Below are 13,599 nucleotides of genomic sequence, written 5' to 3' on the forward strand. Positions count from 1 at the left end.
ATAAAAAGATTGATTTATATGCGGACTTTTTACTATTCTTTTTCTGATTTATTTTTTACTATCTTCGCTATCCACGGACCATTTAATGGTTGCTTTGGTACAATAATTTCAATTTCTTCTTTTTGCTTTTTTAATTCAGTTACCACAGAATTTTGTTTTTCTTCTAGCTTTATAGTATTTTGAATATCTTCTTCGTTTATTGTATTAACGATTTCCTCAGTTATTGAGGAAGATTTCGGATTATTTATTTCTTCAATTACTTCACTAGTAATTTGAGTTGTTTTCATATTCTGTTCTTCTAAATCTAACAAGCCAACTGTTGGAAATTCTACTAACTCTATCTCTTTTATAGACATTATATTTTCTATTACAGATGCTTCATCTAATACAATATTATCTTGTTCCTCTAACGCCTTTTCATACTCTGAAAGCGCCCAACCCATTGGTCCTGGTGGAGAAAAAGCAAACTTATCTAAATTTAAAATAGGTATTACTATTTCTTCCTGCTTTGGCTTCATTTTATTTTTCCTCCATTTCTACTCTTGATTTCATGATAAATATCAGAAAACTGTTGTAGAAATTCCTCCTTCGAGTCTTCAAGCGCAATAATATTTTGTAACGCCCAAATATATTTTTCATCAGACCAAGAGCGTTTTTGTTTTAAATAATATTTATGTGCAATCGAACAAAATAAATGAGGAAAAGATAAATCAGTCCATAATATACGAAATTGCTTTTCTGATAAACTATTTTCTGAATCATATGCACTCAGCATATGAATCGCTAAATCTATATCCCAAGTTGCCATTTTTTTCATTACTTTATTTAAAATAATTCGTAGATCTCTCACTGGTAAATCATGTGTAATAGAATGTAATTCTTTCATAAAAATCGCATCATCTATTTCTGTGAATCTCGCTAAAGTGAAATCTTGTTGGCAAAAACCCTTAGTTGTAATGATTTCTTTTGTCCATTGACTATAAAATGGCTCATCTATTTCTTGTAAAGCTCGTTTACCACGTGCTAACATTTTATCAACGTACTCTAAAAACATAGTTGAAAACATATCATTAGGAAAAGATTGTGCAATTCTTTTGTTACCTTCTAGCTCTTGTAATTTCCATCTATATAATTTATGCCATTTTCCTAACCGACTCCGTGTTTTACTTTCCATTTGTGGAATATACCCTTCCGATGCTTTATGGAATTTCCCAGCGTATATAAGCACCTTCTCTAATTGCTCTTTATTATAGTAAATAACTTCTTTCCCTTGATATTTATCATATAATACATACGCATACTCCCCGGATCCAATACAAAATCCGCCCCTTTTTGTTTTATGAATTTTCGTAATCGGTAGTCCATTTTGAAGAAGGTGTAAATGTGCTCCAGCAATAAATAACATCCGTTCGGGTTTCATCTGTGCTTGTTTTAATATTTTCACCCCTTCCTCTGTCTCTACTTCCCAAATTGTTCTCCCACTTCTACTTGATTGTAGGGTAATATTATTAATTTCAAATGGATAAAAACCTAGTACCTTACTTAAATGCTCTCGCTCTAATGCAGCTGTTTCTTCCAACATTCTTCATCTCCTCTTAAAAACTATAAAACTCCCTCATAGACTTCTAATAAATTCATAGCAACTCGATTCCAACTAAATTCTTTTTCAACTTTTAAACGTCCATATTTCCCCATATATTCTCTTTTGTTTTCATTACTCAATAGATGAATAATTTTTTCTGCATACGCATCAGGATTCTCAAAATCATCAACAATATAGCCATTCTTTCCCTCTTCAATTACTTCAGGGTTTCCACCTCTATTACTTGTGATAATTGGTAAACCAGCAGCCATTGCCTCATAATGTACTCTAGCAAGTGGCTCTTGCCACTGGGAAGAACATACAAAAATATCCGACATAGCATAGAGAGTTGGAATATCTTTTGGCTTTACAAATTTAATAAATACTACATTTTTTTTAAACATCGCTCCTAATGTATATAAATGCTTCACGTAATTATTTACATTGTTATCTCCAAACCATTTTGAACCGATAAAAACCATTACAATCTCTGGATACTGCTCAATGATTTTCGGAAGAGCTTGCAACAAAATATGAGGACCTTTCACTTTACTCAAACGTCCAACAAACAGAACAATTTTTTTATTTTGCAACTGTAACTCTTTTTGTACATAATGTTTAAGTTCTTTTCCATTCATTGTCCAGGATGGATCATATTGATTCACATCTACACCTGAATATACTGTTTGCGTCTTAGATTTTGCTGTTGGAAAGCGAGAAATAATCGTTTCTCCTATATAATCGCTGACTGTAACAATCTTTGAAACAGTTGAAATGCATACTTCTCCTTCTTTATCACTTATTTTTTCATGCGCAAACATTTCATTGTGCACACTTAATATAAACTTTGTCTGTGGTGTCACTCCATATAATAATGAAACCCAACTAGGACGATTACACAGGTGAATCACATCATATTTTTCTTTTTTCAAATGCTCAATTATATTCGGAAGGTATTCATTTTCTAGGAAACGTATATATCGTACATTTTGCTTTGTTTCCTCAGTTTGCAAATCTGGATCTGCTATTGAAATAACTGTTATATTTTTCCCCTTTGAGGCAATAATGCTTGCGACAGAATCTATATAAATTTGAATGGCTCCACCTCGTACAGCTGGCACCGGTAACTTTTCAGTAGATATTATCGCAATTTTCATCCAAACCCCTCCTTTTTTATAAAAATCCAATCCCCTTCAATATATGTTACGAACTTCGCCTTACGAATGTGAATTATTTAGATAAATTTCGATTTTTATAACTAAAATTAGGAAAAGCATTACTTTTTTCTACTTAAAGGCAAACGGCTAGCACAAAAGTGGTCATGCACCATAAATTAGTAAGAGAGTATAAAAAGGATGGTGATATATTTGGAGAATTACAATCAGGAAGAAGGGTATACATTATCACCTGAGGAAGAACAAAAGTTAGTAGCATTAGCTGAAACTATGATTAAACATTGGGATATTGATCCAACTACAATTGAGTTAATACAAGGCGGACAACTTGCACTAGTATGGAAAATTCATACTTCAAATGGAGCATTTTGCTTAAAAAGAATTCACCGCCCTGAAAAAAAAGCTTTATTTTCGATTCATGCTCAAGATTACCTTGCCAAAAAGGGCATGCATGTTCCAAGTATAATTCCAAGTAAAAAGAATCAGCTTTATACAAAACACGGTCCATTTCTATTTGTTGTTTACGATTGGATTGAAGGAAGACCATTTGAATTGACAATGAAAGAAGACCTTGAAATGATTATGAAGGGATTAGCAGATTTTCATTTAGCATCTATCGGCTACAAACCACCACCAGGGGTACCTATCTTTACAAAACTAGGACGTTGGCCAAATCATTATATTAAGAGATTTCAACAGATGGAAATTTGGAAAAATCTATCTGCAACATTAATTGATGACCCTTTTTCACAATTGTACTTGGCAGAAATTACTCCTTTTATTACAGAAGCGAAACATACGTATCAACGGTTATTAGAATCTGAATATGGACAATGGACCGAACAATTACAATCAGCCCCAAACTTATGTCATCAAGATTACGGAACTGGAAACTCTTTACTAGACCCGAACAATCAAATTTGGGTAATCGATTTAGATACAGTTTCTTATGATCTTCCGATTCGCGATTTGCGGAAAATGATTATTCCATTATTAGATACAACTGGTGTTTGGAACGAAGACCAATTTAATATTATGATTAACGCATATGAATCTGTCTCTCCGTTAACAGCCGAGCAAAAAAGAATCATGTTTATAGATATGCTATTTCCATATGAATTATATGATGTGATTCGTGAAAAATACGTTCGAAAAACACCATTACTTGCTGAAGAACTAGCTGGAGCCATGGAGTACGAACGGATCAAATCAAAAGCTTTAAATATATTATTAAAAGACTTTTAATTTTCAAGAAATAATCCCCTTTAAATGAAATGGTATGAATAGAAATTTAACAGTAGTATAATTAGCCGCCTTTCAACACAAATAGAAATAACCGCAATAAAAATAGAGCAGCGAAGATACCTCTTAACAAAATGAAACCGTACCTCGAATCATAGACATGAAAAAACTATAATTCAGAGTACAGTTCCATATGATGAGCGCGTCTTCTCTACTCTATTCTAATGAATGTATAAAAATCCCACTGCGAAGTTTCGGTTCAAACCATGTTGATTTTGGTGGCATTACTTCTCCTGCATCTGCGATTGCTAATAACTCTTCCATTGATGTTGGATATAATGAAAAGGCAACTTGATACGGGCCACTATCTACAAGATGCTCGAGTTCTTTTAGTCCACGAATACCACCAACAAAGTCAATGCGTGCATCTGTGCGCGGATCATGAATTTGCAATACTTTACTTAATACATAATCCTGTAAAATCGCGACATCAAGACGTTTCACAACATCTTGAGCGGCAACTATTTCTTCTTTCGCAGTTAACTCATACCATACTCGATTCATATACATGCCAAATGTATGTCGCTTATTTGGTTTCAGTGGCGATGTATGTGCTATTTCCACATGAAAAGATTGGGAAATTTGTTGTAAAAATTGCTCTTCGGTTAAGCCATTTAAATCTTTTACAACGCGGTTATAATCCCAGATTGATAATTCATCATGAGGGAATAAAACTGATAAAAAGAAATTAAATTCTTCATCTCCTGTATAATTGGGATGTTCCTCTCTACGCATGAGTCCTACTTGAACAGCGGATGCCGAGCGGTGATGCCCATCCGCAATATATAAAGCAGGAATTTCTTCAAAAGATTGTATCAACGCAGCAATAACATCGACTTCTGCGATTTTCCATACTACATGCTCGACCCCATCATCTGCAGTAAATTGGTACATTGGTATGTGATTTTCTTGCCAATTTACCAGTAATGTTGTGACCGATTCCTTTGCACGATATGTTAAAAAAATCGGTCCCGTATTTGCATTACATGCATCTACATGACGAATGCGATCTTGTTCTTTATCATGACGAGTTCGTTCATGTTTTTTTATTGTATTATCCATATACTCATCAATGGATGTACAAACGACAAGTCCAGATTGTCTTCTTCCTTGCATCGTCAACTGATAAATATAAAAGCACGGCTCTTCATCTTGCGTCAGTATCTCTTCTCTGATTAAGCGCTGTAAATTTTCATTTGCCTTTTCATATACGCTGTCATCGTATGGGGAAATCGATATTGATAAGTCAATCTCTGCCTTATCAATATGTAAAAACGAATATGGATTTCCCTTTACCACTTCTCTTGCTTCTGCACTATTTAATACATCGTATGGTAAAGTTGCAACTTGCGCTGCCTTATTTTGCACCGGACGAATAGCCCGAAATGGTCGAATTGTCGCCATTTTCCTCTCCCCTTTATACAATCATTCGAACGGCTACAATACCTGTAATTTCTCTTATATTCTCAACAATATGTTCCTTCATTCTATCATCCATTCCATTATCAATATCAATCATTGTATATGCCCAAGAGTTTTTACTGCGGTTAATCATATCCGCAATGTTAATATGATGCTTCGCTAAGCAACCCGTAATTTGTCCAACCATGTTCGGGACATTTTGATGCATAATCGTAATCCGTTTTTTACCAACATACGGAAGTTCTACATTCGGATAGTTAACCGAATTTCGGATATTTCCTGTTTCCAAATAATCTCGTAATTGGCGCGCAGCCATAACCGCGCAATTTTCTTCTGATTCATATGTTGAAGCGCCAAGGTGTGGTGTTGCGACTACATTTTTCATCTTTATGACATTCTCATTTGGAAAGTCTGTCATATAATGATTGATCGTTCCTTCTTCTAAAGCCTTTTCTAAGGCCATCTCCTCAACAAGCTCTCCTCTTGAAAAATTGAATAAACGCACACCTTTTTTCATCATACGAACCGCATGCTCTCCAATGATTCCTCGCGTTTGCTCTGTAAGAGGAATATGTAATGTAATATAATCACACGTTGTAAAAATTTCATCTAAGCTAAACGCTCTTTGCACATGTGTAGATAAACGCCATGCCGTTTCCACTGAAATATAAGGATCATATCCAACAACATCCATTCCTAAAGATAGCGCATCATTCGCAACAAGTGCACCGATTGCCCCAAGACCAATAACTCCTAATCGTTTTCCGGCGATTTCCGATCCAACAAACTGTTTTTTTCCTGCTTCAACAAGCTGAGGAATCTCTTTTCCCTCTAACCCCTTTGTCCAGCTAACTCCATTTATAATATTTCGAGAAGACAGAATGAAACTTGCCAGTATCAATTCTTTCACTGCATTCGCATTTGCACCTGGTGTATTAAATACAACGATACCTTTTTCTGTGCATCGATCTATAGGAATATTATTTACACCCGCTCCCGCTCTTGCAATTGCCTTTAAGTTCTTTGAAAACTCTTCTTGATGTAAAGAATTACTGCGAAGTAAAATTCCATCAGGGTCCTCTATTCTTTGTCCGATGTTATATCGTTCTGCTTCAAAAACTTGTAAACCTTTTTCAGCAATTTGATTCAATGTTTGAATATGAAACATATCCCCATCCCCCTATCTATTCTCTAACTCAAAAGCCTTCATATACGCTACTAATTTTTGCACTCCTTCCATCGGCATTGCATTGTAAATACTTGCTCGCATACCGCCGACAGAACGATGCCCCTTTAATGTTACAAGTCCCATTTCTTTTGCTTTTTGTAAAAATTGTTCATTCAATTTTTTCGATGGTGTTGTAAAAGGAATATTCATAAGGGAACGATATTTTGGATCAACTGGTGAAGTAAATAATTGTGATTCATCCAAAAATTGATACAGAAGTGCTGCTTTCTTTCTATTTTGTTGTTCCATTGCCGATACCCCGCCCTGTTCTTTTAACCATTCTAATACGAGCTTTGTCACATAAATACTAAAAGACGGAGGTGTATTATATAAAGAATTATTTTTACTATAAGTTTCGTAGTTTAACATAACTGGACAAGAAGCCTTTGCTTTCCCCACTAGCTCCTTTTTCACAATTGCAATTGTTAATCCGGCAGGGCCTAGATTTTTTTGCGCTCCTGCGTAAATTACCCCGAACTGATTCACATCATATTCTTCCGATAAAATATTAGAAGACATATCAGCAACAAGCGGAATGGTTGCAACTTGTGGTATTTCTACATACTTTGTTCCTTCGATTGTATTATTCGTTGTAATATGTATGTAGTCTAAGTTTGAAGGAATCATGGCAGCACTGATATAAGGAATTGTCGTAAATTTATCTTCCTCAGAAGAAGCGACAACAACAGCTTCTCCGACTTTTTTCGCCTCTTGCAATGCTTTTTTAGCCCATGTTCCTGTTAGTACATATCCGGCTTTTTTATGTTCATTCATTACATTCAGTGGAACCATTGAAAATTGCAAAGATGCTCCCCCTTGTAAAAATAAAACATCATATGAATCTGGAATATGCATTAATTCTCGAAGCAGACTACTTGTTTCTTCGAGAATCTCTTGAAAATATGAAGATCGGTGACTTATTTCCATTATAGACATACCTGTCCCATTATAATTTAAAAGCTCCGCTTGCACTTTTTCTAACACTGGCAAAGGGAGCACTGATGGCCCTGCTGAAAAATTATACCCCCGCTTCATCACCTAGATGACCTCCTACTTTCTTACATTCTATATTATTAAAATTTCCTGAATTATAACCTATATAGAATATTCAGTCAATTCATTTCGCTTCATTACAACTTAAGACGCATTGGAATCGTTTGCAGATGCGGACGATTTCATAAACATACAAAAAAGAGTGTTAGGCCATTCCTTCTACCTAACACTCTAGTTATATAAAAATTGCTAACTATTCGTAAAGAACCGATCATAAATTTGATAAAGAGCGGAAAGACCAAATAACCAATAAATCGTATCAACAAGGGCTGGCATAGACCCAAACCAATTCTCAATTACATTATAATCCAATGCCACACCTAACCAATTCAAACCGCCTAAAATCACCAAAACCGCTGTAAGGTAAGACAAAAATTTCATTATGATTGCCCCCTAGGTGATAAAATGGTGAAAGGCCTTTCACTAAAATATATGTAACAAATTACAAAACTTGCTTATTTTTTATTAAAATTATTTTGAGTAAAAACATATAGGATATTTACTCAAAATCGTACTAAAAAGACCTTATAGACACGCTGTTATCCTAAAAAATAGTCCTCTTTACATCTTTCAAATTTAAACAAAGTACAATGAATCATGAAAAGGAACTGCATCCTCTCTTTTGCAACAGTTTATTTCAATTTTAGAATTTAGTGATATGTAAAAATACATGAAAAATATAGTTGATATTTTTCTTAGTTGTAACTATAATGATTACAGGTTGATGAAAATACATAACAACCTTCAAATACAACACGAATAGAGAGGTTATAAAATGAATATTAAAAAAGTGATTTTAGCTAGTGCGTTAGGACTTACAACACTTGCAGGTGTAAATGTATCAAGTTTAGAAATTCCAAAAGCTAGTGCAGCTTCTGTTGAATTAGATACAATTCAAGGGCGTATTGTCGAAGTGGTAGATGGTGCAATTTATATTCAATCTAAAGAATATAATGACCATATGGACCATATGATGCAAATTATACTGGACAACCCGACTCATACATTTAAAGTAGGTGATACAGTAAAAGCAACTGGTACACTATGGAGAAATATGGCTACATATATGAGAGCAAATGTAGTAGAAAAAGTGAACGAAGATGATTCATTCACGCCGGGAATTCATTACAATCAACAAGGCACACCAACATATGTAATTGGTACAATTACAAAACAATATAACCTCCCTTATGATACAAATGAATCACAAGATTTTGTAGTAGTTACATACCCAAATAAGGAAGGAAACCCTCTGACAGTACATGTTGCCTTAACATCGAATAATAAATTTAACATTGGCGATACAGTAAAAGTAAAAAACATCATGCAATGGTTCAGAAGTGATCAGTTTGAAACGGACGAAGTAAATATGGAAAAAATAACTGAAACGAAAACATCAAATGTACAGAGTGACCGCTGGATTTGGTCTTAATTCCAACTTTCTAGAACTATAAAAACAAATAAACCCCGCAACGATTCTTTTTGTTCTCAAAATTGTCAAAACATCTACAAGTCTATAATACTGACACATGATATAGTATCGTTGCAAGGTCATATGTTCCCTTAACTGAAAAATCTTTGTAAAAACCCTGTTCCCTTTACAGGGTTTTTTCTTTCTCCTTACTTATGCAGATCGTTTTCGTCATTCCAAGTTGCTATACATTTAACTCTAACGATTTTGTTACGATGCTTTTATATACTTCGTGTATCCCCTCCCTTCTCTATGTCATTTTAAAATGGTGACATGATTCTTACTACTTCATTCATACAACTTTCACAAGCCCAAATATTCGCATCAGCTTTACGAAATAATATTTGTTTTTTCTAATCCTTTCATTAAGATTTTAGTTTATAATATAGAAAGCGTTACATTTTGAAGGTGGTTATAAAATATGCAGAAAAAATTTTTACCAATACTATTAGTCTCTTTGAGCTTATCAATAGGCGGTTGTAGTATAAGTACAAAAAAAGAAGAGGTAGTAACTGAAAAGCACCAAGAAAAAAAGATCATTCCAAAGTATAATGTTTCTGACAATTACTTCAAAACTGTCATTCCTTTGAATGAACAGATTTTAGGCGGAGAAATCAATCAAGCTACGAATTCCAAATTAGATGTAACTGCCTTTGAAGAAGGCTTATTTCATATTGCATCGAAACAATTCGATAGAGAAACGCATTATCTACAAAGAGGGGAATTTATTTCTCAAAAAAAGATACATGAATTACTTAAAAAGCAAGAAGTTCCATACGTATCTAACATTATAGAGCATGATTATTTTACAAGAAAAGATGCAGGAGAATTAAGTTTAGCAGGCATCATAATAGGTTTAGCTATGACTGCTGATCATTCAAATGAAGAGGCTATGACAAAAGCAACCGAAATGTCAAATCATGTTTTACAGCTTATTCATAGCAATAAAAATTTCAAAAATGTTCCTATCACATTTGCTGTATTCAAACAAGAACCAATCACATCTATAAAACCAGGTGTGTTTATTTCTAGTACAACCGTACAACAAAATGAAAAAAATATATCACAATGGACTAGTATGCACGAACAAAAGTTTATTTATCCTTCTGATGAGTTTCAAAAAGCACATGATACCGATAAGAAAAAATTAGATGAATTTAACGATGCCATAAGTGAATTCTATAAAAAAGATTATTATCCTGTTAAAGCTGTTGTAACTTATAATAATGAGAAATTAGATACACTCACTTTAGATACTGTAATCAAATTTAATGGTAAATCAGAATTACTCGCTTATACACAAGTCGTCTCTGAAAGTATGTTAGAAAAGTTACCTAAAGATGCTAAAATTCAAGTTACAATAAAATCCGAACAACAAGATGAAGCTGTTATAGTGAAAGAAAAAAATAAAGAAAAACCTTTTGTTTATTTTTTTGAAGCTAAAAAATAAGCGATCATTCTACTAAAAGAAAAGGCACCTGCGGGTGTCTTTTCTTTTAGGAAGAAAGACAAGCAAAACGCTCTTCTTCCATTTATAAATAGCTTATCCTAGCTATCCTTCATAACGACCGATGTATCCGACACCATTTCATTGACGATCAGTCTCGTCTTCGTCAATCCCTTCCATATCTTCCATATCTAAACTGTATATTGTTTCCTGCTTGTTTTTTGGATAGTAGAGAAATACATACGGTCGAGTATGAAATTTTTTCTATCTTAGAATGATTATATATTTGGATGAAAACTCGTTTCGTGCACTTTGAAAATAATCATACTTTTTTATGTTTTGATCCTAAAACATAAAAAGCACTCGTTGCCTTTCGGAGACAATCAAGTGCTTTAAGTTCATATGTTTTTAAGTAGCAGTAAATTTGTAAGTTTTGTAGTAACAGTATGACACCTTTTGTACATCATGACAAATACTATATTAAAACTTACGAGTTTGTACGAGTTCGTTAGTTTAATATACATTCCATGTGTTTATATTCATCACCCATTAAAATGTCATCTCGCCTAAGCTCGTACTTTATTTTCTATTCTATCATTGCACACAGTACTCCATGATGGTACAACCATCATGGAGTACTTACTTTTTAACAGCTTATTCATTCTTTTTCTTATATGTCTTTAACTTTAATACCAAATATTAAGTCTTGTTATATTACTTACAAAGTCATTGTACCAAGTTTTATTGTAGTACCTCTAAAAACTCAGTAAAGTTATCTACTATTTTATAAAACACTGGTTCAAACTCTCCTGACTCTTCATGAGACCATACACACACCGATGGATTCTCTTTATTTTCTCTAAAATCCAAGCATACAAAATCCCCTGCAAATATACTAGCTATTGGTAATACCTCTGCACCTAATAAATCTTCATTATCAGTTAATCTTTCCTCTATCTGTGAAAATACAACATCAATATCATAGATCCCTTTAGGGTTATTTTCAATGTCATCCAGCATACATAAAAACCTTTCTATCGCATAACTACGATTATCACATACAAATGTAGCTTCTTCAACTTCTGCACCATTATACACTTTAATAAAATCTAAAAATGAACCTGGTAGTTTTAATCTCCAAAAATTTTCATGTTTTTTTATTAACTCTTCTGAAGGTAATGGTTTTACAATAGTATCCTGTTTTATTTTCATGTTTTTACCTCTTTCTTTAGTTTACTATCTAGGAGCATCGGCCCACATTCCGGCCGACCTTCCACCATTGTGAATCGTAATATTGTGTATTCCAAAAGGAACCAACTCCATTTTACCCGGTACTTCAGTATGATGCCATGTCATACCTTCCGGTCGTCCACCTATTGCATTATCGAGCCATTTAAATTGCTCTTCGTCTGACATTAACCATAGCCTTTCTGGAAGTTGCTTTGTCTCTACAACAAGCCCAGCACTCTTAAAATCGGCAAATCCGTATCTCATTCCATCAGCTTTAATAACCTTCACATCAGGAACCAAACCATCTGCAACTGCTTTTTCCTTAATCATTCTTTTTTGACGAGCCGTTAAATTAGCTCCACCGTGAAGTGACTTATTCCATGACCACGTTTTATTTGATATAATTTTTTCACTGTACAACTTTACATAATCATTAATAACATCATCAAATTTCTTAGTCCCATTTATAAATTCATCTATATTATTTAAATTAGCCTCATTGACTATCTTACTGGAATTACCCGTACCCTATGTTGTAATCTTAAACCCTCACAATAAAAAAGCAAACCATGTAAACCTTATTAAACTACTTCTTTTTCTTCTACTATCGGCAATTCATATGCCGTTTTATATTTCATCATGCCATATACAATGTTTACAAGCCTTCTCATAATACATACCAATGCTTGTCCTTTTGTTTTTCCTTCTTTAAGCTTCTTTTGATAGTACGCATGAAACACTGGATTTCTTGGCATCTTACTGCCTTTTGCTACTTGCACTTGCTGTACTGCTAAATTATAAAATAAAGCGTGTAGCGCCCTGTTTCCTTGTTTGCTTTTATGTGTCTTACCTTTCCCACCAGAACCAAAGTAAACAGGCGCAATCCCCGCAAATCTTGCTAATTTGTTCGCATTTAAAAATCTTCTTACATCTCCAATTTCTGCAATTAATGCTGATGCCGTCACAAGTTCTATTCCCGGCATCGTTTCTAATTGATAATCTAGTAGTTTTACTAGCTGTTTTAATTCTCTCTCGATGTATTTCATTTCTGTCTTTTTAAACTCAATCTCCCGTACAATACTTCTTACTAAAAAGTTTCGTGTTTCTTGATATTCCTTCATTGTATGTCCATCTTCTTTTACAAGTTTTAATATGTCGCTTGCTTTCTTTACTGAACATGTATTGTTGCTAACATCTAATAAAAAAGCTGTTAATTGCTTTATATTCGCCCCCTCTAAACAAGAGGGTGACGGATATTGCTGCCAAAACGCTAATGCTGTTTTCCCATCTAACTCTGAGAAAAACTTTTTATAGCTTGGATAATGATGGTTTAATTGAATATGTAGTTGATTCTTTAACGCACTTTGTGCTTTTACTAATGCATTCCTTCTTGATACTAGTTGTTGTATCGACCAAAATAAATCGTTTGGCTTTACATCTGGCAATTGATTAAATTTGTTTACCAATATGCGTGCTACACATTCTGCATCTCAACTATCATTTTTTTGTATCATCACTTGGCTTTTTCGTTCTAAAAATGATAAAGCTGGATTTACTTCTTTCACAACTCGTTCATGGTCTACTAAATATTTCGCTAATGCTCTTCCATAACCACCAACATCTTCTAAACCAAATACAACAGTTATCCCATCACACACATATGTCTCTACTTCTAGTAAAAACTTCGAA

At 33.8% G+C, this 13,599-nt stretch carries 12 protein-coding genes and 3 pseudogenes; 3 read left to right on the plus strand and 12 right to left on the minus strand.

From position 1 onward, the window contains the following. Positions 1 to 32: 32 nt before the first annotated feature. From MR063_RS19635 to MR063_RS19645, 3 genes are read right to left on the minus strand one after another with little or no spacing between them, the layout of a single operon-like run. Positions 33 to 518, minus strand: a complete 486-nt coding sequence (locus MR063_RS19635; RefSeq protein ID WP_242200907.1) for a hypothetical protein — start codon at positions 516 to 518, stop codon at positions 33 to 35. After that, positions 515 to 1,579, minus strand: coding sequence for a spore coat putative kinase CotS (gene cotS / locus MR063_RS19640; RefSeq protein WP_277927953.1), 1,065 nt, complete (start codon positions 1,577 to 1,579; stop codon positions 515 to 517). The genes MR063_RS19635 and cotS overlap by 4 nt, the downstream gene beginning before the upstream one ends. 23 nt (positions 1,580 to 1,602) lie before the next feature. Then, positions 1,603 to 2,739: a glycosyltransferase family 4 protein gene (locus tag MR063_RS19645; protein WP_242200910.1), complete on the minus strand. Its 1,137-nt coding sequence runs from the start codon at positions 2,737 to 2,739 to the stop codon at positions 1,603 to 1,605. 198 nt (positions 2,740 to 2,937) lie between these two features. Here MR063_RS19645 and MR063_RS19650 point away from each other — a divergent pair, with 198 nt between their 5' ends. After that, on the plus strand, positions 2,938 to 4,002 hold the full coding sequence (locus tag MR063_RS19650; protein WP_242200912.1) for a CotS family spore coat protein: 1,065 nt from the start codon (positions 2,938 to 2,940) through the stop codon (positions 4,000 to 4,002). A gap of 213 nt (positions 4,003 to 4,215) precedes the next feature. On the opposite strand, the gene MR063_RS19655 is transcribed toward MR063_RS19650, so the two are convergent. From MR063_RS19655 to MR063_RS19670, 4 genes are all read right to left on the minus strand, one after another. Then, positions 4,216 to 5,463 carry a DUF1015 domain-containing protein gene (locus MR063_RS19655; RefSeq protein WP_242200914.1) on the minus strand — a complete coding sequence of 416 codons (1,248 nt, stop codon included), beginning with the start codon at positions 5,461 to 5,463 and terminating at the stop codon, positions 4,216 to 4,218. A 13-nt stretch (positions 5,464 to 5,476) separates the two neighbouring features. After that, on the minus strand, positions 5,477 to 6,649 hold the full coding sequence (locus MR063_RS19660) for a phosphoglycerate dehydrogenase (RefSeq protein WP_242200916.1): 1,173 nt from the start codon (positions 6,647 to 6,649) through the stop codon (positions 5,477 to 5,479). Between the two features lie 12 nt (positions 6,650 to 6,661). After that, positions 6,662 to 7,744, minus strand: coding sequence for a 3-phosphoserine/phosphohydroxythreonine transaminase (serC, locus tag MR063_RS19665; RefSeq protein ID WP_242200922.1), 1,083 nt, complete (start codon positions 7,742 to 7,744; stop codon positions 6,662 to 6,664). A gap of 207 nt (positions 7,745 to 7,951) precedes the next feature. Further along, a complete protein-coding gene (locus MR063_RS19670; RefSeq protein WP_012094544.1) occupies positions 7,952 to 8,143 on the minus strand; it encodes a DUF378 domain-containing protein in 192 nt (63 codons plus the stop codon). 394 nt (positions 8,144 to 8,537) lie between these two features. Between MR063_RS19670 and MR063_RS19675 the strand changes: the two genes are divergently transcribed. Together MR063_RS19675 and MR063_RS19680 are read left to right on the plus strand one after the other, a co-directional pair. Next, on the plus strand, positions 8,538 to 9,194 hold the full coding sequence (locus tag MR063_RS19675; RefSeq protein ID WP_242200918.1) for an ATP synthase F0F1 subunit alpha: 657 nt from the start codon (positions 8,538 to 8,540) through the stop codon (positions 9,192 to 9,194). Between the two features lie 460 nt (positions 9,195 to 9,654). Then, on the plus strand, positions 9,655 to 10,683 hold the full coding sequence (locus MR063_RS19680; protein WP_242200919.1) for a CamS family sex pheromone protein: 1,029 nt from the start codon (positions 9,655 to 9,657) through the stop codon (positions 10,681 to 10,683). Between the two features lie 141 nt (positions 10,684 to 10,824). On the opposite strand, the pseudogene MR063_RS22245 reads toward MR063_RS19680, so the two are convergent. The 5 genes and pseudogenes from MR063_RS22245 to MR063_RS19695 form a co-directional block, all read right to left on the minus strand. Further along, positions 10,825 to 10,920, minus strand: a pseudogene (locus MR063_RS22245) (immunity protein YezG family protein); the annotation flags it as partial. Between the two features lie 82 nt (positions 10,921 to 11,002). Then, a pseudogene (locus MR063_RS22010) lies at positions 11,003 to 11,198 on the minus strand (hypothetical protein). A gap of 223 nt (positions 11,199 to 11,421) precedes the next feature. Then, positions 11,422 to 11,892 (minus strand): SMI1/KNR4 family protein, encoded by a 471-nt coding sequence (locus tag MR063_RS19685; RefSeq protein ID WP_086385171.1) that lies wholly within the window; start codon positions 11,890 to 11,892, stop codon positions 11,422 to 11,424. Positions 11,893 to 11,916: 24 nt separating this feature from the next. Continuing rightward, a complete protein-coding gene (locus MR063_RS19690; RefSeq protein ID WP_179204846.1) occupies positions 11,917 to 12,330 on the minus strand; it encodes an HNH endonuclease signature motif containing protein in 414 nt (137 codons plus the stop codon). 161 nt (positions 12,331 to 12,491) lie between these two features. After that, positions 12,492 to 13,599 (minus strand): annotated as a pseudogene (locus MR063_RS19695) (IS110 family RNA-guided transposase); the annotation flags it as partial.

Origin of the sequence: Bacillus cereus group sp. BfR-BA-01492 (assembly GCF_022662815.1) — a bacterium.
Lineage (GTDB): Bacteria > Bacillota > Bacilli > Bacillales > Bacillaceae_G > Bacillus_A > Bacillus_A cereus_BD.

Excerpts from the sequence above, each read along its gene's own strand:
- MR063_RS19635 (WP_242200907.1), bottom strand. The coding sequence starts at position 518 with ATGAAGCCAAAGCAGGAAGAAATAGTAATACCTATTTTAAATTTAGAT.
- MR063_RS19645 (WP_242200910.1), bottom strand. The coding sequence starts at position 2,739 with ATGAAAATTGCGATAATATCTACTGAAAAGTTACCGGTGCCAGCTGTA.
- MR063_RS19650 (WP_242200912.1), top strand. The coding sequence starts at position 2,938 with ATGGTGATATATTTGGAGAATTACAATCAGGAAGAAGGGTATACATTA.
- MR063_RS19655 (WP_242200914.1), bottom strand. The coding sequence starts at position 5,463 with ATGGCGACAATTCGACCATTTCGGGCTATTCGTCCGGTGCAAAATAAG.
- MR063_RS19660 (WP_242200916.1), bottom strand. The coding sequence starts at position 6,649 with ATGTTTCATATTCAAACATTGAATCAAATTGCTGAAAAAGGTTTACAA.
- serC (WP_242200922.1), bottom strand. The coding sequence starts at position 7,744 with ATGAAGCGGGGGTATAATTTTTCAGCAGGGCCATCAGTGCTCCCTTTG.
- MR063_RS19670 (WP_012094544.1), bottom strand. The coding sequence starts at position 8,143 with ATGAAATTTTTGTCTTACCTTACAGCGGTTTTGGTGATTTTAGGCGGT.
- MR063_RS19675 (WP_242200918.1), top strand. The coding sequence starts at position 8,538 with ATGAATATTAAAAAAGTGATTTTAGCTAGTGCGTTAGGACTTACAACA.
- MR063_RS19680 (WP_242200919.1), top strand. The coding sequence starts at position 9,655 with ATGCAGAAAAAATTTTTACCAATACTATTAGTCTCTTTGAGCTTATCA.
- MR063_RS19685 (WP_086385171.1), bottom strand. The coding sequence starts at position 11,892 with ATGAAAATAAAACAGGATACTATTGTAAAACCATTACCTTCAGAAGAG.